Raw genomic sequence first — 22,782 nt, 5'->3', positions numbered from 1 at the left:
GGCAGCCAGGTGAAGGGCAGCGCCCACGTGACAGGAAGTACCAAATCGACAGAAGCGGGGCCCCGCCCCGCCCTTCGGGCGCCTTCTAACCGTGAACGGGGAGAAGGGAAAGACATTGCCATCGTCGGTGGCGGCATCATCGGCATTTGCGCGGCTGCCTTCCTCGCCGAGGCCGGGCTGGATGTCACGGTCTTCGATCGCACCGGCATCTGCGAGGAGACGAGCTCAGGCAATGCCGCCGCCTTTGCTTTTTCCGACGTGCTGCCGCTGGCGCACAAGGGCATGATCAGGCAGCTGCCGAAATGGCTGGCCGATCCACTCGGCCCGCTCAGCATCCCGCCCGCCTATCTGCCCAAGCTGCTGCCCTGGCTGATCCGGTTCTGGCGCGCCAGCGCGCCGGGGAAATACGAGGCGAGCCTGATGGCCCAGGCCGGCATGATGAAGCTTGCCGAGGCCGAATGGATGGATCTGCTCGATCGGTCCGGCACGCGGCCGATGCTGCGCGAGGGCGGTTCGCTCGAGCTCTACGAAAGCGAAGCCGAGTTCCGCGCCTCACTGTCGGGCTGGGCGGCGCGCGAGCGCTTCGGCATCGGCTTCCGCCATGTCGAGGGCGAGAACCTCGCGGGCTTGCAGCCTGGGTTGTCACCGCGCTTCGTCAAGGGCACCTTCGTGCCGGGATGGAAGACGATCGCCGATCCAAAACTGCTCGGCAAGGCGGTGTGGGCTTACGCGCAATCCAAAGGCGCCCGCTTCGAGATGGCCCGCATCGACCGCGTCGCCGCGAATCAGGATGGTGCGACACTGACGCTGGCCGATGGCTCGACAAGACAAGCCAGGCGCATCGTCATTGCCGCGGGCGCCTGGTCGCACCTGCTGGCGCGGCAACTCGGCGATCGCATTCCGCTGGAGACCGAGCGCGGCTACAACACGACGCTGCCGACGAGCGCTTTCGACGTGACGCGGCAGCTGATCTTTTCCGGTCATGGCTTCGTCATCACCCCGCTCGAAACGGGCCTGCGCGTCGGGGGTGCCGTGGAACTCGGCGGCATCGAGCGGCCACCCAATTTCAACAGGTCGAAAGCGCTCCTGCAGAAGGCGCAGAAATTCCTTCCGGGGCTCGATCCCTCGGGCGGACGCGAATGGATGGGGTTCCGGCCATCGCTGCCGGATTCGGTGCCCGTCGTCGGCAGGGCGACGCGAAGCCGGTCGGTGATCTACGCCTTCGGTCACGGCCATCTCGGCCTGACCCAGGCCGCGGCAACCGGGCGGTTGATCAGGGAATTCGTTCTGGGGCAGACTTCGTCCGTTGATCTGGCCCCCTTCAGCCCACAACGGTTTTGATCTTGAGGAGCGACATGGCCAAGAAATCCTTCTTCTGCATCGACGGCCACACCTGCGGCAACCCGGTGCGACTGGTCGCCGGCGGCGGGCCGCTGCTGCAGGGCTCGACGATGATGGAACGGCGCGCGCATTTCCTCGCCGAATATGACTGGATCCGCACCGGCCTGATGTTCGAGCCGCGGGGCCATGACGTGATGTCCGGCTCGATCCTCTATCCGCCGACACGCGAGGATTGCGACATCGCCATCCTGTTCATCGAGACGTCCGGTTGCCTGCCCATGTGCGGCCACGGCACCATCGGCACGGTGACGATGGCCATCGAGCACGGCTTGATCAAGCCGAAGACGCCGGGTGTGCTCAGGCTCGACACGCCGGCCGGCCTGGTCATCGCCGAATACAAGCAGGTTGGCGAGTATGTCGAGGAGGTGCGCATCACCAATGTGTCGTCCTTCCTCCATGCCGAAGGGCTGACAGTCGAATGTCCAGGGCTGGGTGAAATAACCGTCGATGTCGCCTATGGCGGCAATTTCTATGCCATCGTCGAACCACAGGCGAACTATCGCGACATGGCCGACTATTCCGCCGGCGACTTCATCGCCTGGAGTCCGGTGGTGCGGCAGCGGCTCAACGAGAAGTATTCCTTCGTGCATCCGGAGAACCCCGGCATCGCCGGGTTGTCGCACATGCTGTGGACCGGCAAGCCGACGGTCGAGGGCGCCGATGCCCGCAATGCCGTTTTCTACGGCGACAAGGCGATCGATCGCTCGCCCTGCGGCACCGGCACATCGGCGCGCATGGCGCAGCTTCATGCCAAGGGCAAGCTCAAGGCCGGCGATGCCTTCGTCCATGAATCGATCATCGGCTCGCTGTTCAAGGGCAAGGTCGAAAAAGAGGTCACCGTGGCTGGCAAGCCGGCGATCATCCCCTCGATCGGCGGCTGGGCGCGCATGACCGGACTGAACACCATCTTCATCGACGACCGCGACCCGTTCGCGCATGGTTTCGTGGTCAAGTAGGAGAATCCTGACCTTGCGGAAAGGAGTGTGACGAAAAACGAACCATGTCAGGAACGCAACGATTCTTCTCATCACCTAATCTTGACGGTGATTTCTTCGAAACGGAGCGCATGATGCGGCGCAATCGTCAAAGACATTGCGTTATGCCAATGATAGGGTCCGCGATAGTCCAGGGGCTGGGTGCGAAAAACGAGCGATCGGGAAGACGTGACTTGGAACCACGCGGAGCGGTCAAAAAAATCACGTTGCAATCCGGGCTCGAAACTTTACGACTAGGGGAAATACGAAAAGGAATGCGTCTGCATGGGCGACATTCCAGGGGAGCCATGTACACATGCAGTATTTTGTCCAGCAGCTTATCAATGGGCTGACGCTGGGATCGATCTATGGGCTGATCGCAATCGGCTACACGATGGTCTACGGCATCATCGGCATGATCAATTTCGCCCATGGCGATATCTTCATGGTGGGCGCCTTCACGGCACTGATCGTCTTCCTCATCCTCGGCGCGCTGTTTTATTCGGTGCCCGTGGTCATCGCGCTGCTGGTCATGATGATCGTGGCGATGCTGCTCACCAGCCTCTACAACTGGACGATCGAGAAGGTGGCCTACCGGCCGCTGCGCGGTTCGTTCCGGCTGGCCCCGCTGATCACCGCCATCGGCATGTCGATCGCGCTGTCGAACTTCGTCCAGGTGACGCAAGGCCCGCGCAACAAGCCGATCCCGCCGATGGTCAGCCAGGTCTACAACATCAACGGCGTCAGCGTGTCGCTGAAGCAGATCATCATCGTCATCGTCACCGCTTTGCTGCTGGCGCTGTTCTGGTACCTGGTCAATAAGACCTCGCTCGGCCGGGCGCAACGCGCCTGCGAGCAGGACCGCAAGATGGCCGCACTGCTCGGCATCGACGTCGATCGCACCATCTCGATCACCTTCATCATGGGCGCAGCCCTTGCCGCCGTCGCCGGCACGCTGTTCCTGATGTATTACGGCGTCATCGCCTTCTCGGACGGCTTTACGCCCGGCGTAAAAGCTTTCACGGCGGCGGTTCTTGGCGGCATCGGCTCATTGCCAGGTGCCGTGCTGGGCGGTCTTCTCATCGGCTTCATCGAGAGCATGTGGTCGGCCTATTTCTCGATCGACTACAAGGACGTCGCCGCCTTCTCGATCCTGGCGATCGTGCTGATCTTCCTGCCTTCCGGCATCTTGGGCCGGCCAGAAGTCGAAAAGGTCTGAGACAATGGCCGTGACCGTATCTCCAGAGCGCGACCTCGTCGCCAGCCCCATGCAGCGCGCGCTGCGCGAGGCCTTCTATGCCGGCGCGATAGCGCTTGGTCTGTTCGTGCTGTTCATCGGCCTCAGGACCGACCAGAACATTTCCAACGAACTGGTCGTGGTGCAGCGCTGGGGCCTGCTTGCCGCGGTGGTGATCGCCACGGCCGTCGGGCGTTTCTTCTATGTCGCCTACGGCCAGCCCTTCATGGCTAACCAGAAGATCGCCGATGTCGCCACCGGGCTCATGCCGGCAAGTGTGGCATCCCGCTTCTTCACCCTGCCGACCTTCATCGGAGCGGTCGTCGCCATGGTGCTGCTGTTCGTGTTCAACAGCTCTCTCGCCGGATGGGTTGGGGCAGAACCGGCCGGCTACCTGCAATTCCTGCGTGCCCTGACGGTCATCTATGTGCTGGCCTGCGTGATCTATTACTTCCGCGCCTTCATCCATGCCAACTTCACCAAATTGGGCATCTCGGCATTGGTGCTGTACCCGATCCTCGTCGTCGCGGTGCTGTCACTCAACGCCTGGTCGGTCGCCACCGGGTTGCAGGGTTCGTTGAAATGGGTCGATAATTTCGGTATCCAGATCTTGATCTATGTGATGCTGGCCTGGGGACTGAACATCGTCGTCGGCCTCGCCGGTCTGCTCGATCTCGGCTACGTCGCTTTTTATGCGCTTGGCGCCTATGCCTATGCGCTTCTCGCCACGCATTTCGGCCTGTCGTTCTGGATACTGTTGCCCGCCGCGGGCGCCATGGCCGCGCTCTGGGGGGTGCTGCTCGGTTTTCCCGTGCTGCGCCTGCGCGGCGACTATCTGGCGATCGTGACGCTCGCCTTCGGCGAGATTATCCGCCTCGTGCTGATCAACTGGCGCGAGGTCACCAATGGGTCGGCAGGCATCTCCGGCATTCCCAAGGTCAGCTTCTTCGGCTTGATGTCGTTCAACGTGTCGGACCCGAATTACATCGCCAAGGTGCTGAACATCGCCACGTCCAGCGCCTACTACAAGATCTTCCTCTACTACCTGATCCTTGGGCTTTGCCTGCTAACCGCCTTCGTCACCATCCGGCTGCGGCGCCTGCCGGTCGGCCGCGCCTGGGAAGCCTTGCGTGAGGACGAGATCGCCTGCCGCTCGCTCGGTATCAACACCACCACCACCAAGCTGACGGCCTTTGCCACCGGCGCCATGTTCGGCGGCTTCGCCGGTTCGTTCTTCGCCGCGCGGCAAGGTTTCGTCAGCCCCGAATCCTTCGTCTTCCTGGAATCGGCCATTATCCTCGCCATCGTCGTGCTCGGCGGCATGGGCTCGCTGGTCGGCATCGCCGTCGCCGCTATGGTGATGATCGGCGGCACCGAGGCGCTGCGCGAACTCGACTTCCTCAAGCAGGTCTTCGGGCCCGATTTCACACCGGAACTCTACCGCATGCTTCTGTTCGGCATGGCCATGGTCATCGTCATGCTGTGGAAGCCCCGCGGCTTCGTCGGCAGCCGTGAACCGACAGCCTTCCTCAAGGAACGAAGAGCTGTCTCAGGCTCCTTCACCAAGGAGGGCCACGGCTGATGAATGCGACCACGCAAATGAACGATGCCATCCTGCAGGTCGATCACCTGTCGATGAAGTTCGGCGGCCTGGTCGCCATCGGCGACCTGTCCTTCACCGCCAGGCGCGGCGAAATCACCGCGCTGATCGGCCCCAACGGCGCCGGCAAGACCACCGTGTTCAACTGCATCACCGGCTTTTACAAACCGTCGGAGGGCATGATCACGCTCAACCGGGCCGATGGTTCCAGCTACTTGCTGGAACGGCTGCCCAACCATGAGATCCCGGCGCGCGCCAAGGTGGCGCGGACCTTCCAGAACATCCGCCTGTTCTCGGGGATGACGCTGCTGGAGAACCTGCTCGTCGCCCAGCATAACAAGCTGATGAAGGCTTCGGGCTACACGATCCTGGGCCTGTTCGGCTTCAGCGGCTACCGCAAGGCCTCGGCCGAATCGGTGGAGCTTGCCAAGCACTGGCTGGAAAAGGCCGATCTCGTCGATCGCGCCGACGATCCGGCCGGCGACTTGCCCTACGGCGCGCAGCGGCGGCTCGAGATCGCGCGCGCCATGTGCACCGGTCCGGAGCTTCTGTGCCTCGACGAACCGGCGGCCGGCCTCAACCCGAAGGAATCGGCGGCGCTGAACGAACTGCTGATGGACATCAAGCACACGAGCGGCACCTCGATCCTGCTGATCGAGCACGACATGTCGGTGGTCATGCAGATTTCCGACCACGTCGTGGTGCTCGAATATGGCCGCAAGATCTCCGACGGCAATCCGCAGTCGGTGCGCACCGACCCGCGTGTCATCGCCGCCTATCTCGGCGTCGACGACGAGGAGGTCGAGACCGCGCTCACCGAAGTCGGTGACGAGGACGTCATCGAACAGCTCGATATCGGTCCCGACTCGGCGCATGGCCCGGGGACGTCGTCGTCGTATCTTGCCGGGCCGGTGAGCGACACCGTCGGCCATAGCGAGGGCGAGCGGGTGACCGTGTCGAAAGGCGCTTCGAAGGCAGCGCAGGTCGACGCCCGCACCGCCACCGTGGCAAGCAGGCCTGTCGCACCGGCGCCAGCCAAGCCCGCGCCGAAGAAAGCGGCACCAAGGAAAACGGCCGCCAAGGCGCCTGCCGCGAAGGCCGAAGGCGTTTCGAACCGCCTCGCTGCCCCCCGTGGCGGCAAGGCCGACAATCTGACGCGCATCAAGGGCATCGGGACGGTCAACGAGAAGAAGCTCAACGAACACGGCATCTTCCACTTCGACCAGATCGGCGCCTGGAAGAAGGCCGATGTCGAGGCAGTCGAGGCCTATCTCGCCTTTGACGGACGCATCGCGCGCGAGGAATGGGTCAAGCAGGCGAAGCTGCTCGGTCAGGGCAAGGATACGCAATTCTCGCGCCGCGTCGATGCGGGCAAGGTGGCGACCAGTCATGCTTCCGGCAAGGCCGCGGGCACAGGCAAGCCCGTTCAGGGCAAGCGTGGAGGGGGCAAGTGATGGCCACGACAATGCTGCTCGATATCAAGGGCGTGGAGACCTATTACGGCAACATCCGCGCGCTGAACGGTGTCAACGTCACCGTCAAGCAGGGTGAAATCGTGGCGCTGATCGGCGCCAACGGCGCCGGCAAGTCGACGCTGATGATGACCATCTTCGGGGCTCCGCGGGCCCGCACGGGCACCATCACCTTCGCCGGAGCCGATATTACCCAGTTGCCGACGCACGAAATCGCACGCATGCGCATCGCACAGTCACCCGAGGGCCGACGCATCTTCCCGCGCATGACGGTGATGGAAAACCTGCAGATGGGCGCCAGCCTCGATAACCTCAAATACTATGGCGAGGACGTCGAGAAGGTGTTCACGCTGTTCCCCAGACTGAAGGAGCGCATCGCCCAGCGTGGCGGGACCTTGTCGGGCGGCGAACAGCAGATGCTGTCAATCGGACGCGCACTGATGGCGCGGCCGAAACTGCTTCTGCTCGACGAGCCGTCGCTGGGTCTGGCGCCGCTGATCGTCAAGCAGATCTTCGATGCCATCCGCGAATTGAACCGCACCCAAGGGCTGACCGTGTTCCTGGTCGAGCAGAACGCGTTCGGCGCGCTCAAGCTCGCCACGCGCGGCTATGTCATGGTCAACGGCAATGTGACGATGAGCGGCACCGGCAAGGAACTGCTCGCCAATCCGGAAGTGCGCGCCGCCTATCTCGAAGGCGGACATCACTGAGTTCAGGAGACTTCCCATGCAAGGCATTCTCTACGAGGAACCGTCGATCTGGCAGTTCTTCTTCGTCACCTGCCTGCTCGGCGGCTGGGCGGCCTGGATGACCGGCAAGGCCAGTGCCCAGACATGGCGCAGCTTCATCCAGCTGTTCGCCTATATGCTCGGCCTCGGCATCGGTATCCGTTTCATCCATCATGCGCTGTTCGACGGCACGATGTTCTCGCTGCATTACTATATCGTCGATACCATCGTGCTGATGATACTGGGCTTCGTCGGCTATCAATACACACGAACCAACCAGATGGTCACACAGTATAATTGGCTCTATGAAAGAGCTTCCATCTTGAGCTGGAAACCGAAAGGTTGACGTCCATCATTAACGCCGCGTCAGGGATGAATCGGCGTGACAAGTGCCTGAAAATCGGCAAACTATGCTTTCTGCGATAAGGGTGGGCATCGCATGAAAGCTTCATCCACGCCCACTCCGTTAATGGGAGCGTTTAAATGAAAAAGTCACTTTTGTCCGCCGTAGCCCTGACCGCGCTCGTCGCGTTCGGCGGCAACGCGTGGGCTGATGTAATGTTCGCGGTCGCCGGGCCGATCACCGGTCCGAACGCGGCCTTCGGCGCACAGCTGCAGAAGGGCGCCGAAGCGGCGGTCGCCGATATCAACGCCAAGGGCGGCATCAATGGCGAGCAGATCAAGCTCGAAGTCGGCGACGACGTCTCCGATCCGAAGCAGGGCATCTCGGTCGCCAACAAGTTCGTCGGCGACGGCGTCAAGTTTGTGATCGGCCACTTCAACTCGGGCGTGTCGATCCCGGCCTCGGAAGTCTACGCTGAAAACAACATCGTCGAAATCACGCCGGCCGCAACCAACCCGAAATTCACCGAGCGCGGCCTGTGGAATGTGTTCCGTACCTGCGGACGCGACGATCAGCAGGGCAGCATCGCCGGCGCCTATATCGCCGCGAACTTCAAGGATGCCAAAGTCGCCGTGATCCATGACAAGACCCCTTACGGCCAGGGCCTCGCGGACGAAACCAAGAAGGCGATGAACGCCGCGGGCGTCAAGGAAGTGATGTATGAAGGCGTCAATGTCGGCGACAAGGACTTCTCGGCGCTGATCGCCAAGATGAAGGAAGCCGGCGTCACCCTGATCTACTGGGGTGGCCTGCACACCGAAGCCGGCCTGATCATCCGTCAGTCCGCGGACCAGGGCCTCAAGGCGCCGATGATGTCGGGTGACGGCATTGTGACGGACGAACTCGCCGCCATCGCGGGCGACGCTGTCGCCGGCACGCTCAACACGTTCGGCCCCGACCCGCGGCTGATCCCGGCCAACAAGGAACTCGTCGAGAAATTCCGCGCGCAGGGTTTCGAGCCGGAAGCCTACACGCTCTACGCCTATGCCGCCGTGCAGGTGGTCGCCGAGGCGGCCGCCGCCGCCAAGACGAACGATCCGCAGGCCGTCGCCAAGGCGATGCATGAAAACGGGCCGTTCCCCTCCGTTCTGGGCGACCTCGCCTATGACGCCAAGGGCGATCCGAAGCTGCCAGGCTACATCATGTACGAATGGAAGAAGAAGGACGACGGGAAGTATTCCTGGTTCCCGAAGTCGTAATTCATTCGGATCCGAAACCAACGATGCCCGGCGCCTCGCGCCGGGCATTTTCTTTGACGCGCCGGCAACGGTGACATCCCCGTCGGTTCTCCTTGGTTGGGAACATCGCATCCAGGATCGAAATTGTCGCCATTGTTCCGTCCGTTCGAACGAATGCGTGCGAGTGTTGGCCGGATAATTGATTTAAATCGGTTTAAACCGGCGTCGATTTTGTTTGCACTGCAGCATTTTCACGTTAATCATTGCCTCGATTTCCCGTCCCTTCCGCTGCTGGAGCCCAGGCCTTGGCCATCACGAAGATCCTCGTCGCCAACCGGTCAGAAATCGCCATCCGCGTCTTTCGCGCGGCCAATGAGTTGGGCCTCAAAACCGTGGCGATCTGGGCCGAGGAGGACAAATATTCGCTGCACCGCTTCAAGGCCGATGAAAGTTACCAGGTCGGGCGCGGACCGCACCTCAGCAAGGACATGGGGCCGATCGAGAGCTATCTGTCGATCGAGGAGGTGATCCGCGTTGCCAGGCTTTCGGGCGCCGATACCATCCACCCCGGCTACGGGCTGCTGTCGGAAAGCCCCGAATTCGCTGAGGCCTGCGCGCAAGCAGGCATCACCTTCATCGGACCGAAGCCCGACACGATGCGCCGGCTGGGCAACAAGGTCGCCGCACGCAATCTCGCCATCGAGGTCGGCGTGCCGGTGGTGCCGGCCACCGATCCGTTGCCGGACGATTTGGAGGCGGTCAAGGAACTCGCCAAGACGGTCGGCTATCCGGTCATGCTGAAGGCTTCGTGGGGTGGCGGTGGCCGTGGCATGCGCGCCATCCGTTCCGAGGCCGATCTCGCTCGCGAGGTCATGGAAGGCAAGCGCGAGGCGAAAGCCGCCTTCGGCAAGGACGAGGTCTATCTCGAAAAGCTGATCGAGCGCGCTCGCCATGTCGAAGTGCAAGTGCTTGGCGACACACACGGCAATGCCGTGCACCTGTTCGAGCGCGACTGCTCGATCCAGCGCCGCAACCAGAAGGTCGTCGAGCGCGCGCCGGCGCCCTATCTCAGCGAGGACCTGCGCCAGGAGCTTTGCGGCTACGCGCTGAAAATCGCGCGCGAGACCAGCTATATCGGCGCCGGCACCGTCGAATTCCTGCAGGACGCCGATACCGGCAAATTCTACTTCATCGAGGTCAATCCGCGCATCCAGGTCGAGCACACCGTCACCGAGATGGTGACCGGCATCGACATCGTGAAGGCGCAGATCCATATCCTCGACGGCTTCGCCATCGGCACGCCGGAATCGGGCGTACCGGCGCAGAGGGACATCCGGCTGAACGGCCATGCCTTGCAGTGCCGCATCACCACCGAAGACCCCGAACACAATTTCATTCCGGACTACGGCCGCATCACCGCCTATCGCGGCGCCACCGGCTTCGGCATCCGCCTCGACGGCGGCACGGCCTATTCCGGCGCGGTCATCACCCGCTTCTACGATCCGCTGCTGGAGAAGGTCACGGCCTGGGCGCCGACGCCGGCAGAGACGATCGCCCGCATGAACCGCGCCTTGCGCGAGTTCCGCATCCGCGGCGTCGCCACCAACCTCACTTTCCTCGAAGCGATCATCAATCATCCGAGCTTCGCCGACAATTCCTATACGACGAGGTTCATCGACACGACGCCGGAGCTGTTCCAGCAGGTCAAGCGCCAGGACCGCGCCACCAAGCTGCTCAACTATCTGGCCGACGTCAGCGTCAACGGTCATCCCGAGACGCGCGGGCGGCCGACGCCAAAGGCCGACGCGGCGCCGCCCGTGGTGCCCTATCTCAACGGCAATGTGCCGAGCGGCAGCAAGCAGAAGCTCGACGTGCTCGGGCCGGAGAAGTTCGCCGCCTGGATGCGTGAGCAGAAGGAAGTGCTGGTCACGGACACGACGATGCGCGACGGCCACCAGTCGCTGCTCGCCACCCGCGTGCGCACGCATGACATTGCCGGGATCGCCGGCACCTATGCGCGCGCCCTGCCGCAGCTTTTGTCGCTCGAATGCTGGGGCGGCGCCACTTTCGACGTCGCCATGCGCTTCCTCACCGAGGATCCGTGGGAGCGGCTGTCGCTGGTGCGGGAAGCAGCCCCCAACCTGTTGCTGCAGATGCTGCTGCGCGGCGCCAACGGCGTCGGCTACACCAATTATCCCGACAATGTCGTGCAGCATTTCGTCAAGCAGGCGGCAAGCGGCGGCATCGACCTCTTCCGCGTCTTCGACTGCTTGAACTGGGTCGAGAACATGCGCGTCGCCATGGACGCCGTGGGCGCCGAGGGCAAGCTGATCGAAGCGGCGATGTGCTATACCGGCGACATCCTCGATCCGGCGCGGGCCAAGTACGATCTCAAATATTATGTTGGGCTCGCCAGCGAATTGCAGGCAGCCGGCGCCCATATCATCGCGGTCAAGGACATGGCCGGCCTGTTGAAGCCGAGTGCCGCCCGCGTGCTGTTCAAGGCGCTGCGCGAGGCGACCGACCTGCCGATCCATTTTCACACCCACGACACATCGGGTCTGTCGGCGGCAACCGTGCTGGCGGCGGTGGAAAGCGGCGTCGACGCTATCGACGCGGCGATGGACGCCTTCTCCGGCAATACGTCGCAGCCATGTCTCGGTTCGATCGTGGAAGCACTGAAGGGCACAGAACGTGATCCGGGCCTCGACCCGCAGTGGATCCGCAAGATCTCGTTCTACTGGGAAGCCGTTCGCAACCAATATGCTGCCTTCGAGAGCGACCTGAAAGGTCCGGCTTCCGAGGTCTACCTGCACGAAATGCCGGGCGGGCAGTTTACCAATTTGAAGGAACAGGCCCGTTCGCTGGGGCTGGAGACACGCTGGCACGAAGTGGCGCAGACCTATCACGACGTCAATCTGATGTTCGGCGACATCGTCAAGGTGACGCCGTCCTCGAAGGTCGTCGGCGACATGGCGCTGATGATGGTGAGCCAGGACCTGACCGTTGCCGATGTCGAGAACCCGGCCCGCGACATCGCCTTCCCGGACTCGGTCGTCTCGATGCTGCGCGGCGACCTCGGCCAGTCCCCGGGCGGTTGGCCGCGGGTGCTGCAGAAGAAGGCACTGAAAGGCGACAAGCCGATCACGGCGCGGCCTGGTTCGTTGCTGAAGCCGGCCGACCTCGAGAAGAGCCGCAAGGAGATCGAGGACAAGCTCGAGCGCAAGCTGTCGGAATACGAGTTCGCCTCGTGGCTGATGTATCCGAAAGTGTTTTCCGACTTCGTCGCCGCGCAGGAAACCTACGGCCCGGTCAGCGTTCTGCCGACGCCGACCTATTTCTATGGCATGAAATCGGAAGACGAGATTTTCGTCGATATCGAAAGGGGCAAGACCTTGGTCGTGCGCTGCCAGGCGTTCGGCGATGTCGATGAGAAGGGCATGGTCACCGTGTTCTTCGAGCTCAACGGCCAGCCGCGGCGTGTGAAGGTGCCCGACCGTGCGCATGGTGCCTCGGCAGCCAAGGCGCGCCGCAAGGCGGAGCCCGGCAACGAGGCGCATGTCGGGGCGCCGATGCCGGGTGTGGTTTCGGCGCTTGCGGTCGCCGCCGGCCAAGCGGTCAAGGCCGGCGACGTTCTGCTCTCCATCGAAGCGATGAAGATGGAGACGGCGTTGCACGCCGAGCGCGACGGTACGGTTGCCGAGGTGCTGGTCAAGGCCGGCGACCAGATCGATGCGAAGGATCTGCTGATCGCGTTCAACTGAGAGCTCGCAAGGAACGAGCAGGCTGTCGGCTTCTGGCGGCAGGCTTGGCGAGCTGTTCGATAACGGCTTGACCCGCCGGCCTGGGTCGGGCATCGAACCGCTGAAATTCGCTGCGGCACGTTCCCCGAGTCGCGGCGCGGAACCGATTTTGGAGAAAACATGGCCGACGATATCACCGAGACCAGCCAGACTGTTGCCGCCGGCCAGCTGCGTGCCTTGATCGAACGCATCGAGCGGCTCGAGGAAGAAAAGAAGACGATTTCCGACGACATCAAGGAAGTTTTCGCCGAGGCCAAGGGGACCGGCTTCGACACCAAGGCAATCCGCACCATCATCCGGTTGCGCAAGAAGGACCAGGCCGAGCGCCAGGAGGAGGATGCCATCCTCGATCTGTACATGGCCGCGCTCGGCATGGTCTAAGAGCCTGTTTGGAAATTCTACTCTGGCGGCCATCTGATGGCGTTTTCTGCGCTTCCGTTGCTCACGGACCAATGTCCGCTGCGCTACGGCTCTCGAAACCACCATCACATGACTCACCAGAGCGAATTTCGAAACAGCCTCTAGCCAAGGCTCAGCAACGGTCTTAACCCGGGTGATGCTGGGGCGGCATCTAACCATGAGCGAATTCGACTTCGGCGGCCGTCGCGCCTCGGAATTCCGCCATCGCGGCTTCTGGTCGCTGTTTGCCGAACGGCATCCGGAAGAAAGGGCCCGGCTGGCGCGGCGCGGACCCTGGTTCTGGCAGCGCGGGCTGCCCGACTTCGCACTGGTCCTTTCCATGTATGTCGCGCCGGCGCAGAACCATGTCGGCGTCTTCTTCGGCCGCAACGAGAAGTTCGGCGCCACGCAAAGCTGGTCGCGGCTGGAGCCGTTCCGGCCGGCGATCGAAGACAGTCTGAAACTCAGGCCGGAACAAAGCTGCGAAGGCCTCGGCATCAATTCGATGTGGCGGGTCAATTGCTTTCCCGAGGACAACTGGCCTGCCATGACCGACTGGCTGGTCACGGAATGCTCACGGGTCGAGCGCGCCGTAACCGAAGTGCTTGGGCAGGGTAAGTGATCGCGGATTTCTTCCGCTCGCGTTGGCTTGGCAAGGTGCCGGTCGACCGGCTGTTCTGGCGTGACATGATGCTTGTCGGGACCGTGATCAATATTGCGTCGTCTGCTGCGGCGCTGATCCTGCTTGGGCTGAGGATGCCGCTCGGTCTTGTTCTGGCGGTACATTTTGCACCGGTGCCCTACAACGTCTTCCTGACTTTGGCGGTCTGGCGCACGGCTGAGAAGGCCGGCGGTGCCAGGGCTTCGCTCTTCATGCTGGGATCAGCGCTCTGGCTGATCGCCACGATCGTCGTCTGACGAGGCGACCCGTACGAAAAGGGCGGCCAGAGCCGCCCTTCGCGAGAAATGATGACGCCTGTTCAGGCCGCGGGCTCGAATTTCAGCGCCACGCCATTGATGCAGTAGCGCAGGCCGGTCGGCGGCGGGCCGTCCTCGAAGACATGGCCGAGATGGCTGCCGCAACGAGAGCAGTGGCATTCGGTACGGACCATGCCGTAGCTGCGGTCGACCGTGTTCTCGACCGAGCCCGGAACGGGATCGTTGAAGCTCGGCCAGCCGGTGCCGCTCTCGAACTTCAGCGTGGATTGGAACAGCGGCTGGTCGCAGCCAACGCAGGAAAAAGTGCCGGCACGCTTCTCATAGAGCAGGGCGCAGCTCCCCGGCCGCTCGGTGCCATGGTTGCGCATGACCGCGTACTGCTCCGGCGTCAGCCGGGCGCGCCATTCGGCGTCGGTGCGGGTTACGGGGTAGGTGTGGGTGTCCATTTGATCTCCTCAGCCTTGGCGGCTCGTTCTTGGTTGCAACCGGATATTCGCAACAAGATAGGCGTTTGTTACGACATTTGCCCGCATTTTCGAGCGGACCACCTGGAATTCCTCAGGCAATCGCCGCGAGATAGCGCGTGACAGAGGCGGCCAGCGCCGTCTTCGCATCGCTGATGATGTTCTGGTTCCACCATGCGCCGTAGATGTCGTCGAAGGCGAACGGCGCAAGGGCTGCCGCGATGCGGTGTATGGCGGCAGCATTGAGCGGGATCTGGTTCGGATAGCTGTACATGAAGCTGACATGGCGGCGTGTCGGCGTCACCTGCAGGATGTCGCCGGTCAGCAGGGCATCGGCACCGTCGCGTTTCCAGTGCAGCACCTGGCCGCCGGCAAAGTGGCCGCCGCAGCGGATGAGTGTCAGCGACGGGTTGATGGCCAGCGTCTCGCCTTGCCAACTGACGATCGAGCGATGCGGCCGCATGATCCATTGCCGGTCGTCGGCATGGAGATAGATCGGCACGCCGCCAAACGCCTCGCTCCATTCGACCATCACCGAATAGTAATGGCAGTGCGAGATGGCGATCGCGGCAAGGCCGCCACGGCGGTTGATCTCCGCCACCGCCTCGTCGCTTACCATCGAGATGCAGTCCCATAGCACATTGCCGTGCAGCGTTTGCGCCAGCAGCGCCCGCTGGCCGATGGCGAAGCGCGGCTCGATGCCAAACGCGAGCACGCCGGCGTCGTCCTTCATCACCAGCCGATGCGCGGCGGCGAGTTGTTGCGGCGTGGTCCAGGCCTGGCCCTCCCAGCGCACATACTGCCGTTCGTCCTCGCAAATCGGGCAGTGTCGCGGTGGCGTTTCCGTCGCCGCGAACTGGACGCCGCACTGCAAGCAGAGGAAGCAGGTCATCTGATCTCCCGTGGTCCTTCAGTACTTTCTTGAAAGCTGCTTCGTAGCACCTTCGAGCCCGGCCAGTGTCAGCGGAAACATGCGGCCGCCGAAGATGTCACGGATCATCGCGATCGAATGGGTAAAGCCCCAGTTATTTTCGCTCTCGGGGTTAAGCCACACCGCGTTCGGCCATTGCTGCAGCAGCCGGCCGAGCCAAACGGTTCCGGCCTCGGGGTTCCAGTGTTCCACCGAGCCGCCGGGGTGGGCGATCTCGTATGGGCTCATCGAGGCATCGCCGACGACGATGACCTTATAGTCCGGACCATATTTGTGGAGGAGGTCAAAGGTCGGAATCACCTCGGCATGGCGGCGGCGATTGTCCTTCCACACGCCTTCGTAGATGCAGTTGTGGAAATAGAAATATTCGAGCTGGCGGAATTCGGCGCGGGCGGCCGAAAACAGTTCCTCGATGCTTTTGATATGGTCGTCCATCGAGCCGCCGACATCGAAGAACATCAGGAGCTTCACGGCATTGCGGCGCTCGGGACGCGTCTTGACGTCGAGATAGCCATGCTCGGCGGTGGCGTGGATGGTGCCGGGCAGGTCGAACTCTTCCTCAGCGCCTTCGCGCACCCAGCGGCGCAGCCGCTTCAGCGCGACCTTGATGTTGCGGGTGCCGAGTTCGATGGCATCGTCGAAATTCCTGAACTCGCGCTTGTCCCAGACCTTCACCGCGCGGCGGTTGCGGCTTTCATGCTGGCCGATGCGGACGCCTTCGGGGTTGTAGCCATAGGCGCCGAAGGGCGAGGTGCCGCCGGTGCCGATCCATTTCGAGCCGCCCTGGTGGCGGCCTTTTTGTTCCTCGAGCCGCTGCTTCAGCGTCTCCATCAGCTTGTCGAAGCCGCCAAGCGCCTCGACCAGCTTTTTCTCCTCTTCGGTCAGGTGTTTCTCGGCGAGCCGGCGCAGCCATTCCTCGGGAATGTCGGCGACATTGACGGCATCCGGGCCACCCAGCGCCTCGATGCCCTTGAAGACATGCGCGAACACCTGGTCGAAGCGGTCGATATGGCGCTCGTCCTTCACCAGGGCGGCGCGAGCAAGATAGTAAAATCCCTCGACATCATAGTCGACCAGTCCGGCTTTCAGCCCTTCCAGCAGAGAGAGGTATTCCCTGAGCGAAACGGGAACACGCGCTGCCTTCAGTTCGAGGAAGAAGGGGATGAACATGGCCGGTTACAGCAAATCATACTCGATAAAGCCGGTGCGGCGCGCGACGCGGTCGTAGAGCTTGCGCGCGGTGGTGTTGGTCTCGTGCGTCATCCAATAGACGTTCTTCACGCCAATCTTGGCTGCCTCATCCTTGACGGCCTTGATCAGGGCGGCACCGATGCCCTTGCCGCGCACTTGCGGGTCGGCGAACAGGTCCTGCAGGTAGCAATTGTTTTTCTCCGACCAGCCGGAGCGGTGGTAGAGATAGTGGGTGAGGCCGACCGCCTTGCCGTCGAGGGTAGCGATAAAACCCTTCGGCTCGAACTCGCCTTCGGTGAACAGCCGCTTCCAGGTGACGGCGTAGACCTCTTCCGGCAGCTTGGTTTCGTAGAAGGTCAGATAGTCGGTCCACAAGCGGCGCCAGTCGGCGTGGTCGGATTGCGCGAGCGGGCGGACAACAATCTCAGACATTTTATCTCCTCCGAAGGGTTCCGGCCGAAGCTGACGTGCTCTTCGGCCGGCGGCAACGGTCCACAGCCGAGGAAAGCGCTATCGCTGCGGTCCTATTGCTGCCGTCTGGCCATGAAGGCCAGCCGCTCGAACAGGTGCACGTCCTGTTCGTTCTTCAGCAGGGCGCCGTGCAGCTTGGGCAGCGCGTTCTTGGCGTCGGCGCGCAAATCCTCTGGCGCGATGTCGTCAGCGACCAGCAGGCGGATCCAGTCCAACGCCTCCGATGTCGACGGCTTTTTCTTCAGCCCCGGCACGTCACGGATTTCGTAGAATTGGGTGAGCGCCGCGCGCACCAGGTTCTGCTTGATGCCGGGGTAGTGGACATCGACGATCCTGTGCAGCGTGTCGACATCGGGAAAGCGGATATAGTGGAAGAAGCAGCGGCGCAGGAAGGCGTCCGGCAGTTCCTTCTCGTTGTTGGAAGTGATGATGACGATCGGCCGCACCGCAGCGCGGATGGTCTCACCGGTCTCGTAGACGAAGAATTCCATCCGGTCGAGTTCCTGCAGCAGGTCGTTGGGGAACTCGATGTCGGCCTTGTCAATCTCGTCGATCAGAAGCACGACCTTCTTGCCGGCCGCGAATGCCTCCCAAAGCTTGCCGCGCTTGATGTAGTTCTTGATGTCGTTGAACCTGAGATCGCCGAGCTGGCTGTCGCGCAGCCGCGACACGGCATCGTACTCGTAAAGACCTTGCTGCGCCCGTGTCGTCGATTTGACATGCCATTCGATGAGGTCGAGGCCGAGTGCCGCCGCCATCTGGCGGGCAAGTTCCGTCTTGCCGGTGCCGGGCTCGCCCTTGACCAGCAACGGCCGCTCCAGCGCGATCGCCGCGTTGACCGCCACCATCAGATCCTTGTCGGCGACATAGGCCGCCGTGCCTTCGAAACGCATTTTTGCTCCTCGGTTCGTTCCGGGGACCGTAAGGAGGCCCTCTGGTCCGCGCAAGGGCGGGTTTGCAACGGCGATGATGCCAAATCGGCGCGGAAAGAGCACCGTCTCTCTGGCGCATGGGCCACCATCGGCCTATATTGGCGGAGGCGGTCTGCGCTTCCCGGCAGGAGACACTTTTCCCCGGGGCCTTAATGATCCTTAGGGAGCTGTCCCTGGGAAGACCCGTGGGTTTTCTCATACGGCGCCCACCTACTTTGTAGGCACCCGGGATCGACCTCTCCACCGGTTGTGTGGATCGCCACTTGTCGCAAGGCGTCCACGCATCGCGGTGGATGATGCGGTGGAAAACGTCGCTCTTGAGACCTCACACAGTTCTGACCTTTTCTACCTTGGCCGCATGACCTCTCCCAAAGACCTTAAAAAACGGCTGCGCCTCGAGGCACTCGCCCGCCGCGACGCGCTTGATGAATTCTGGCGGGTCGAGGCCGCGCTCGAAATGGCGGAGACGGCGCGCGACCGTCTGGAGGTCGGGTCCGGTCAGATCGTCTCCGGTTTCTGGCCAATGCGCTCGGAGGTGGATGTCAGGCCATTGATGTTCGCCTTGCGCGAGAAGGGCGCACGGCTCTGCCTGCCCGCCATTCTCGACAAGACCACCATCGTCTTTCGCGAGCTGGTGCGTGGCGCGCCGATGGTCGACATGGGCTTTGGCACGGTCGGACCGCACGCGGAGGCCGAAGTTCTCGACCCCTCGGTCATGCTGGTGCCGCTCGCCGCCTTCGACGCGCGCGGCCACCGCATCGGTTATGGCGCGGGCTATTACGATCGCGCGATCGCGAAGCTCGTCGACAAGGGGCATGCGCCCCGGCTGGTCGGCATCGCCTTCGACTGCCAAGAAGTTTCGCAAGTTCCGGACGAACCCCATGACGTGGTCATCGCGGAAATACTCACCGAGAGCGGGTTGCGCCGCTTTGCACCAAAATTGTAGATAGTTCTTTGAAACGCATGATCTTTGCCGAAAAGTCATGCAACTTTTCGGGATCAGGCATAGATGAGACTTCTCTTCCTCGGGGACATGGTCGGTAAGACGGGCCGCACCGCGGTGTGGGAACAACTGCCTGGCCTGATCTCCGACTTCAAACTCGATTTCGTCATCGTCAACGGCGAGAACGCCGCCGGCGGCTTCGGCATCACCGAAGAGATTTTTCGCGAGACGATCGCGGCGGGCTGCGATGTCGTGACCACCGGCAACCATGTCTGGGACCAGCGCGACGCGCTGGCCTTCGCGCCGCGCGAGCAGCGTTTCCTGCGGCCCTCCAATTTTCCCAAAGGCACGCCAGGGCGCGGCTCCGGCGTCTATATCGCCAGGAGCGGCGCGCGTGTGCTGGTCGCCAACATCATGGGCCGGGTATTCATGCATCCCGAGCTCGATGATCCGTTCCAGGCCGGCGAACGCGAGCTTGCGGCCTGTCCGCTCGGCGAGCAGGCGGATGCGGTGGTGATCGACTTCCACGCCGAGGCAACCTCGGAAAAAATGTGCTTCGCGCATTTTGTCGACGGCCGTGCCAGCCTGGTCGTCGGCACCCACACGCACCAGCCCACCGCCGATCACCAGATACTCAATGGCGGCACCGGCTACCTGTCGGATGCCGGCATGTGCGGTGACTACGATTCCTCGCTTGGCATGGACAAGGAAGAACCGCTCAACCGGTTCCTGTCGAAGGTGCCGAAAGGCCGTTTCGAAGCGGCGATCGGCCCGGCGACATTGTGCGGGGTCGGCGTGAATATTTCCGACCGCACCGGGCTGACCGAGAAGATCGCGCCGTTTCGTCGCGGCCCCCGGCTGGAGGAAACGGCCCCCTCCTTCTGGTCGTGACATTGATATAAGCGTTCACAATACCCAATTGCCGGCGACACTGCTCTAGATCGTAGGGGACGACCTCCATGCAGCTTATCGAATTCCTGGCGCCGCATTTTCAATTCGTTTCCGACCCGACCGCCTGGGTCGCGTTGCTGACGCTGGTGGTGCTCGAGATCGTGCTCGGCATCGACAATCTGATCTTCATCTCCATCCTGACCAACAAGCTGCCGGTGGAGCAGAGGGCTCGTGCGCGCCGCCTTGGCATCTCGGCCGCGCTGATCATGCGCCTGGTGCTGCTTGCCACCATTTCCATTATCGTCCAGCTGACGACGCCGGTGTTCACGGCCTTAGGCCACGGCTTCTCCTGGCGCGACCTGATCCTGATCGCAGGCGGCCTGTTCCTGGTGTGGAAGGCGACCAAGGAAATCCACCACACGGTCGATCCCGACGACCATCAGGACACGATGCTGGGCGAAACGCTCAAGATCTCGCTTGCCGGCGCGATCTTCCAGATCCTGCTGCTCGACCTCGTCTTCTCTATCGATTCCATCATCACCGCCGTCGGCATGACCGACGAGATCGCCATCATGTACATCGCGGTCATCGTGGCCGTCACGGCGATGATGCTTGCCGCCGGACCGCTGGCGGACTTCATCGCCAAGAACCCGAGCATCGTCATGCTGGCGCTGGGCTTCCTGCTGATGATCGGCATGACACTGATCGCCGACGGCATGGGCTACCATGTGCCCAAGGGCTACATCTACGCCGCGATGGGTTTTTCGGCGCTGGTCGAGGGACTCAACATGCTGGCGCGACGGCGCAAGAACGCGAAATCCGGCGACGGGCACTGAGACCGACCGGATCGGGCGAGCCTCGGCATTTCCGGCGAGAACAGGATCGCCTCCAATGCGCTATCTCTTTGCTTTACGCAATTCCGAACGCAAAAGCGCTTCGCACTTTTGCGTTCGGAATTGATTTAATGCCCCGGAGCGCCCTTCGGGTGGCGGTCGGCGATCAGGCCCAGCGTCAGGCCCTGTTCCAGCCAGGCCTTGGCGCCGGCGAGGACAAGTGCAAAGCCGCCGGTTGAGCCGACCGCTTGTTTCACCTGCTCGTCGCCCTTGCCGGCAAAGCCGAAATTGTGGACTTCGAGGAAGGTCGCCTCCCCAGGCATTTCGGTGAAGGTCCAGACCACTGTGGTCGGCGGATCGCTCCACGTCATGACGATCTTCTTGTCCCTGACGATCTCGCTGACATCGACGGTCGTCGAGACGCCATACATGCGCCACTCCCACTGAACCGGCTTGCCGCCGTCAAGCCGGCCGCTGCCGTGGGTGAACCAGAATTGGGTCGTGATCGCCGGGTCGACGATGGCTTCGAAAACATCAGCGACCGGCCGCCGGATCAGCATGGCGGCTTCGGCGGTCGGTGTTTCACGGATTTCCATGGCGATCTCCTTTTCGAATACGCGCTCACCAGGCGTCGGGTTCGCGTACCATGTGAATGATGTTGGCCGGATTGGTGATCCAGCCACCTCGGAAACCCAAGCCCAATGGCTCAATGGCATCGCAACGCACAACGCCCGCCTTGGCCAGATGATCCGCGGCGCCCGGAAAATCCTGCGTGAAAAGCTCCAGCCAGATTTCGGCTTGGCTCATCATCGGCGCTTTGTCGATCCACAGCCTGACAGGCCCAAGTTCGAAGCTGATGGCCGGCGCCTTGGTGGTGAACGGCTTGAGGCCGACGACGTCGCGGTAGAAGGCGACCGTCGCTTCGTACTGGTGCGATGGCACCTTCATGGCGATGTTGATGCCGCCGGTGATCTTCGCGGTCATGGCTGGGTTCCGTTTTTAAATGTTGTTTTCGCTGGCGGGCTCGCCCTTCATCTCGCTGCGGTAATAACCGTCGCGCAGATTGATGCCGTATTCGACATAGGCCTTCATACAGGCCAGCATCTGCGACCAGCCCTCGCAATTCAGGTAGGACTTCTTCAGGCCGACCGCGCCTTCCTGCCAGCCGCTCTCGGCGATGGTGACGAAGGTGCCGCCATCGTCGAGCGGCTCGAAATTCATCTCGATGCGGGTCTTGTAGGCGGGCTTGCCGTCGGCGTCGGTAGCATCCCAGCGCAACACGATGTGGCTGTCCTTGGCCACTTCGTCGACCTCGACCGGCACCTTGCCCCACCAGACGACACGCGAACCGGCAACCAATGGCGCGCTGGCGCCGCCGATGGTGGTGAAATAACCGCTGAGCTTCTTCGGATTGACGACCGCGTCGAAGACTTCGGCGACCGGTTTACCGATGCGCCCTGAAACCCTGAATCCAAGAGACATATCCACAGCTCCTTGCTTGATCGCAACAACGATATGTTATATAAACATAACATGTCAAGCCAATCGCAGGACGACAATGTTTTCAAGGCGCTGGCGCATCCGCGCCGGCGCGAAATGCTGGACCGGTTGAAAGACGAGCCCAGGACCACCGGCATGCTGTGCGAAGCCTTTCCCGATATCGACCGCTGCACCGTCATGCTCCATCTCAAGGTGCTGGAGGAGGCAGATCTGATCGTTGCGCGTCGTGATGGGCGCGAGCGCTGGAACCATCTCAACGCGCTGCCGATCAAGCAGATCCACGACCGCTGGATCAGCCAGTATGCCGGTCATGCGCTCAGCATCATCGACCGGCTGAAGTCCGATCTAGAAGCATAGGCACGGCCGGGATCGCCGCAGCACGGCGCGGCTGGACGAATTGAGCCGATTTATCTATAAGCCGGCCATTCCGACAAAGAGCGCCGCGCGTCCATTGACGCATCAGGACGTTCTGAAATTTTGAATTCGAGCCTT

24 protein-coding genes and 1 other RNA gene are annotated in these 22,782 nt (G+C 62.3%); 17 read left to right on the top strand and 8 right to left on the bottom strand.

Features of this window, described 5'->3' with window-relative positions:
• Window positions 1-27 precede the first annotated feature (27 nt).
• From FJ492_RS08140 to FJ492_RS08085, 12 genes are all read left to right on the top strand, one after another.
• Window positions 28-1,341, top strand: coding sequence for an FAD-binding oxidoreductase (locus tag FJ492_RS08140; protein WP_181166605.1), 1,314 nt, complete (start codon window positions 28-30; stop codon window positions 1,339-1,341).
• Window positions 1,342-1,355: 14 nt separating this feature from the next.
• Window positions 1,356-2,357, top strand: coding sequence for a 4-hydroxyproline epimerase (locus tag FJ492_RS08135; protein ID WP_140769397.1), 1,002 nt, complete (start codon window positions 1,356-1,358; stop codon window positions 2,355-2,357).
• 334 nt (window positions 2,358-2,691) lie between these two features.
• Window positions 2,692-3,594: a branched-chain amino acid ABC transporter permease gene (locus FJ492_RS08130; RefSeq protein ID WP_015315217.1), complete on the top strand. Its 903-nt coding sequence runs from the start codon at window positions 2,692-2,694 to the stop codon at window positions 3,592-3,594.
• A gap of 4 nt (window positions 3,595-3,598) precedes the next feature.
• The gene (livM, locus tag FJ492_RS08125; protein WP_140769395.1) at window positions 3,599-5,194 is read left to right on the top strand and encodes a high-affinity branched-chain amino acid ABC transporter permease LivM; all 1,596 of its coding nucleotides are present in this window, start codon (window positions 3,599-3,601) and stop codon (window positions 5,192-5,194) included.
• A complete protein-coding gene (locus FJ492_RS08120; protein WP_140769393.1) occupies window positions 5,194-6,666 on the top strand; it encodes an ATP-binding cassette domain-containing protein in 1,473 nt (490 codons plus the stop codon). Before livM ends, FJ492_RS08120 begins: the two co-directional genes overlap by 1 nt.
• Complete coding sequence (locus tag FJ492_RS08115) at window positions 6,666-7,394, top strand: ABC transporter ATP-binding protein (protein ID WP_140769391.1); 729 nt, start codon at window positions 6,666-6,668, stop codon at window positions 7,392-7,394. The genes FJ492_RS08120 and FJ492_RS08115 overlap by 1 nt, the downstream gene beginning before the upstream one ends.
• Window positions 7,395-7,410: 16 nt before the next feature.
• Complete coding sequence (locus FJ492_RS08110) at window positions 7,411-7,758, top strand: DUF6867 family protein (protein WP_140509916.1); 348 nt, start codon at window positions 7,411-7,413, stop codon at window positions 7,756-7,758.
• Between the two features lie 137 nt (window positions 7,759-7,895).
• Window positions 7,896-9,014 carry a branched-chain amino acid ABC transporter substrate-binding protein gene (locus tag FJ492_RS08105; protein WP_027141750.1) on the top strand — a complete coding sequence of 373 codons (1,119 nt, stop codon included), beginning with the start codon at window positions 7,896-7,898 and terminating at the stop codon, window positions 9,012-9,014.
• A gap of 284 nt (window positions 9,015-9,298) precedes the next feature.
• Window positions 9,299-12,757 (top strand): pyruvate carboxylase, encoded by a 3,459-nt coding sequence (pyc, locus tag FJ492_RS08100; RefSeq protein ID WP_140769389.1) that lies wholly within the window; start codon window positions 9,299-9,301, stop codon window positions 12,755-12,757.
• Between the two features lie 159 nt (window positions 12,758-12,916).
• On the top strand, window positions 12,917-13,177 hold the full coding sequence (locus FJ492_RS08095; protein WP_015315223.1) for a DUF2312 domain-containing protein: 261 nt from the start codon (window positions 12,917-12,919) through the stop codon (window positions 13,175-13,177).
• 196 nt (window positions 13,178-13,373) lie between these two features.
• Window positions 13,374-13,817 carry a hypothetical protein gene (locus FJ492_RS08090; RefSeq protein WP_140769387.1) on the top strand — a complete coding sequence of 148 codons (444 nt, stop codon included), beginning with the start codon at window positions 13,374-13,376 and terminating at the stop codon, window positions 13,815-13,817.
• Window positions 13,814-14,113: a hypothetical protein gene (locus FJ492_RS08085; RefSeq protein WP_140769385.1), complete on the top strand. Its 300-nt coding sequence runs from the start codon at window positions 13,814-13,816 to the stop codon at window positions 14,111-14,113. The genes FJ492_RS08090 and FJ492_RS08085 overlap by 4 nt, the downstream gene beginning before the upstream one ends.
• A gap of 62 nt (window positions 14,114-14,175) precedes the next feature.
• Here FJ492_RS08085 and msrB read toward each other — a convergent pair whose 3' ends face one another.
• The 5 genes from msrB to FJ492_RS08060 form a co-directional block, all read right to left on the bottom strand.
• Window positions 14,176-14,580 (bottom strand): peptide-methionine (R)-S-oxide reductase MsrB, encoded by a 405-nt coding sequence (gene msrB, locus FJ492_RS08080; protein ID WP_027141754.1) that lies wholly within the window; start codon window positions 14,578-14,580, stop codon window positions 14,176-14,178.
• Between the two features lie 112 nt (window positions 14,581-14,692).
• A complete protein-coding gene (locus FJ492_RS08075; protein ID WP_140508900.1) occupies window positions 14,693-15,490 on the bottom strand; it encodes an MBL fold metallo-hydrolase in 798 nt (265 codons plus the stop codon).
• An 18-nt stretch (window positions 15,491-15,508) separates the two neighbouring features.
• Entirely contained in the window at window positions 15,509-16,699 is a 1,191-nt protein-coding gene (locus FJ492_RS08070) for a VWA domain-containing protein (protein WP_140769383.1), read from the bottom strand.
• Between the two features lie 6 nt (window positions 16,700-16,705).
• Window positions 16,706-17,152 carry a GNAT family N-acetyltransferase gene (locus FJ492_RS08065; protein WP_140769380.1) on the bottom strand — a complete coding sequence of 149 codons (447 nt, stop codon included), beginning with the start codon at window positions 17,150-17,152 and terminating at the stop codon, window positions 16,706-16,708.
• A gap of 92 nt (window positions 17,153-17,244) precedes the next feature.
• Complete coding sequence (locus FJ492_RS08060; protein ID WP_140769378.1) at window positions 17,245-18,084, bottom strand: MoxR family ATPase; 840 nt, start codon at window positions 18,082-18,084, stop codon at window positions 17,245-17,247.
• 145 nt (window positions 18,085-18,229) lie between these two features.
• On the opposite strand from FJ492_RS08060, the gene ssrS reads away from it, so the two are divergent.
• The 4 genes from ssrS (at window position 18,230) to FJ492_RS08040 (ending at window position 20,793) form a co-directional block, all read left to right on the top strand.
• A non-coding RNA gene (ssrS, locus tag FJ492_RS08055) (6S RNA) lies at window positions 18,230-18,385 on the top strand.
• 96 nt (window positions 18,386-18,481) lie between these two features.
• Window positions 18,482-19,069: a 5-formyltetrahydrofolate cyclo-ligase gene (locus FJ492_RS08050; protein WP_027141761.1), complete on the top strand. Its 588-nt coding sequence runs from the start codon at window positions 18,482-18,484 to the stop codon at window positions 19,067-19,069.
• 63 nt (window positions 19,070-19,132) lie between these two features.
• On the top strand, window positions 19,133-19,957 hold the full coding sequence (locus FJ492_RS08045) for a YmdB family metallophosphoesterase (RefSeq protein WP_140713096.1): 825 nt from the start codon (window positions 19,133-19,135) through the stop codon (window positions 19,955-19,957).
• 68 nt (window positions 19,958-20,025) lie between these two features.
• A complete protein-coding gene (locus tag FJ492_RS08040) occupies window positions 20,026-20,793 on the top strand; it encodes a TerC family protein (protein WP_140769376.1) in 768 nt (255 codons plus the stop codon).
• A gap of 125 nt (window positions 20,794-20,918) precedes the next feature.
• Here FJ492_RS08040 and FJ492_RS08035 read toward each other — a convergent pair whose 3' ends face one another.
• Genes FJ492_RS08035 through FJ492_RS08025 form a run of 3 tightly spaced genes read right to left on the bottom strand, consistent with a single transcriptional unit; the run spans window position 20,919 to window position 22,272 of the window.
• Window positions 20,919-21,386, bottom strand: a complete 468-nt coding sequence (locus FJ492_RS08035; protein ID WP_140508910.1) for an SRPBCC family protein — start codon at window positions 21,384-21,386, stop codon at window positions 20,919-20,921.
• A 25-nt stretch (window positions 21,387-21,411) separates the two neighbouring features.
• Window positions 21,412-21,774 (bottom strand): hypothetical protein, encoded by a 363-nt coding sequence (locus FJ492_RS08030; RefSeq protein ID WP_140769373.1) that lies wholly within the window; start codon window positions 21,772-21,774, stop codon window positions 21,412-21,414.
• Between the two features lie 15 nt (window positions 21,775-21,789).
• Window positions 21,790-22,272 (bottom strand): SRPBCC domain-containing protein, encoded by a 483-nt coding sequence (locus tag FJ492_RS08025; RefSeq protein ID WP_140713094.1) that lies wholly within the window; start codon window positions 22,270-22,272, stop codon window positions 21,790-21,792.
• Between the two features lie 51 nt (window positions 22,273-22,323).
• Between FJ492_RS08025 and FJ492_RS08020 the strand changes: the two genes are divergently transcribed.
• A complete protein-coding gene (locus FJ492_RS08020; RefSeq protein ID WP_140769371.1) occupies window positions 22,324-22,647 on the top strand; it encodes a helix-turn-helix domain-containing protein in 324 nt (107 codons plus the stop codon).
• Window positions 22,648-22,782 lie beyond the last annotated feature (135 nt).

This window comes from Mesorhizobium sp. B2-5-4 (genome assembly GCF_006441095.1).
Lineage (GTDB): Bacteria > Pseudomonadota > Alphaproteobacteria > Rhizobiales > Rhizobiaceae > Mesorhizobium > Mesorhizobium salmacidum.
Note: the sequence above shows the minus strand (reverse complement) of the source record. Positions and strands in the feature narration are given on the sequence as shown.

What these genes read in the sequence shown, in the direction of transcription:
- FJ492_RS08135 (WP_140769397.1), top strand. Translation starts at nt 1,356, where the DNA reads ATGGCCAAGAAATCCTTCTTCTGCATCGACGGCCACACCTGCGGCAAC.
- FJ492_RS08045 (WP_140713096.1), top strand. Translation starts at nt 19,133, where the DNA reads ATGAGACTTCTCTTCCTCGGGGACATGGTCGGTAAGACGGGCCGCACC.
- FJ492_RS08105 (WP_027141750.1), top strand. Translation starts at nt 7,896, where the DNA reads ATGAAAAAGTCACTTTTGTCCGCCGTAGCCCTGACCGCGCTCGTCGCG.
- msrB (WP_027141754.1), bottom strand. Translation starts at nt 14,580, where the DNA reads ATGGACACCCACACCTACCCCGTAACCCGCACCGACGCCGAATGGCGC.
- FJ492_RS08115 (WP_140769391.1), top strand. Translation starts at nt 6,666, where the DNA reads ATGGCCACGACAATGCTGCTCGATATCAAGGGCGTGGAGACCTATTAC.
- FJ492_RS08025 (WP_140713094.1), bottom strand. Translation starts at nt 22,272, where the DNA reads ATGTCTCTTGGATTCAGGGTTTCAGGGCGCATCGGTAAACCGGTCGCC.
- FJ492_RS08065 (WP_140769380.1), bottom strand. Translation starts at nt 17,152, where the DNA reads ATGTCTGAGATTGTTGTCCGCCCGCTCGCGCAATCCGACCACGCCGAC.
- FJ492_RS08090 (WP_140769387.1), top strand. Translation starts at nt 13,374, where the DNA reads ATGAGCGAATTCGACTTCGGCGGCCGTCGCGCCTCGGAATTCCGCCAT.
- FJ492_RS08075 (WP_140508900.1), bottom strand. Translation starts at nt 15,490, where the DNA reads ATGACCTGCTTCCTCTGCTTGCAGTGCGGCGTCCAGTTCGCGGCGACG.
- FJ492_RS08035 (WP_140508910.1), bottom strand. Translation starts at nt 21,386, where the DNA reads ATGGAAATCCGTGAAACACCGACCGCCGAAGCCGCCATGCTGATCCGG.
- FJ492_RS08120 (WP_140769393.1), top strand. Translation starts at nt 5,194, where the DNA reads ATGAATGCGACCACGCAAATGAACGATGCCATCCTGCAGGTCGATCAC.
- FJ492_RS08095 (WP_015315223.1), top strand. Translation starts at nt 12,917, where the DNA reads ATGGCCGACGATATCACCGAGACCAGCCAGACTGTTGCCGCCGGCCAG.
- FJ492_RS08030 (WP_140769373.1), bottom strand. Translation starts at nt 21,774, where the DNA reads ATGACCGCGAAGATCACCGGCGGCATCAACATCGCCATGAAGGTGCCA.
- FJ492_RS08110 (WP_140509916.1), top strand. Translation starts at nt 7,411, where the DNA reads ATGCAAGGCATTCTCTACGAGGAACCGTCGATCTGGCAGTTCTTCTTC.
- livM (WP_140769395.1), top strand. Translation starts at nt 3,599, where the DNA reads ATGGCCGTGACCGTATCTCCAGAGCGCGACCTCGTCGCCAGCCCCATG.
- FJ492_RS08130 (WP_015315217.1), top strand. Translation starts at nt 2,692, where the DNA reads ATGCAGTATTTTGTCCAGCAGCTTATCAATGGGCTGACGCTGGGATCG.
- FJ492_RS08060 (WP_140769378.1), bottom strand. Translation starts at nt 18,084, where the DNA reads ATGCGTTTCGAAGGCACGGCGGCCTATGTCGCCGACAAGGATCTGATG.
- FJ492_RS08070 (WP_140769383.1), bottom strand. Translation starts at nt 16,699, where the DNA reads ATGTTCATCCCCTTCTTCCTCGAACTGAAGGCAGCGCGTGTTCCCGTT.
- FJ492_RS08020 (WP_140769371.1), top strand. Translation starts at nt 22,324, where the DNA reads ATGTCAAGCCAATCGCAGGACGACAATGTTTTCAAGGCGCTGGCGCAT.
- FJ492_RS08050 (WP_027141761.1), top strand. Translation starts at nt 18,482, where the DNA reads ATGACCTCTCCCAAAGACCTTAAAAAACGGCTGCGCCTCGAGGCACTC.
- FJ492_RS08040 (WP_140769376.1), top strand. Translation starts at nt 20,026, where the DNA reads ATGCAGCTTATCGAATTCCTGGCGCCGCATTTTCAATTCGTTTCCGAC.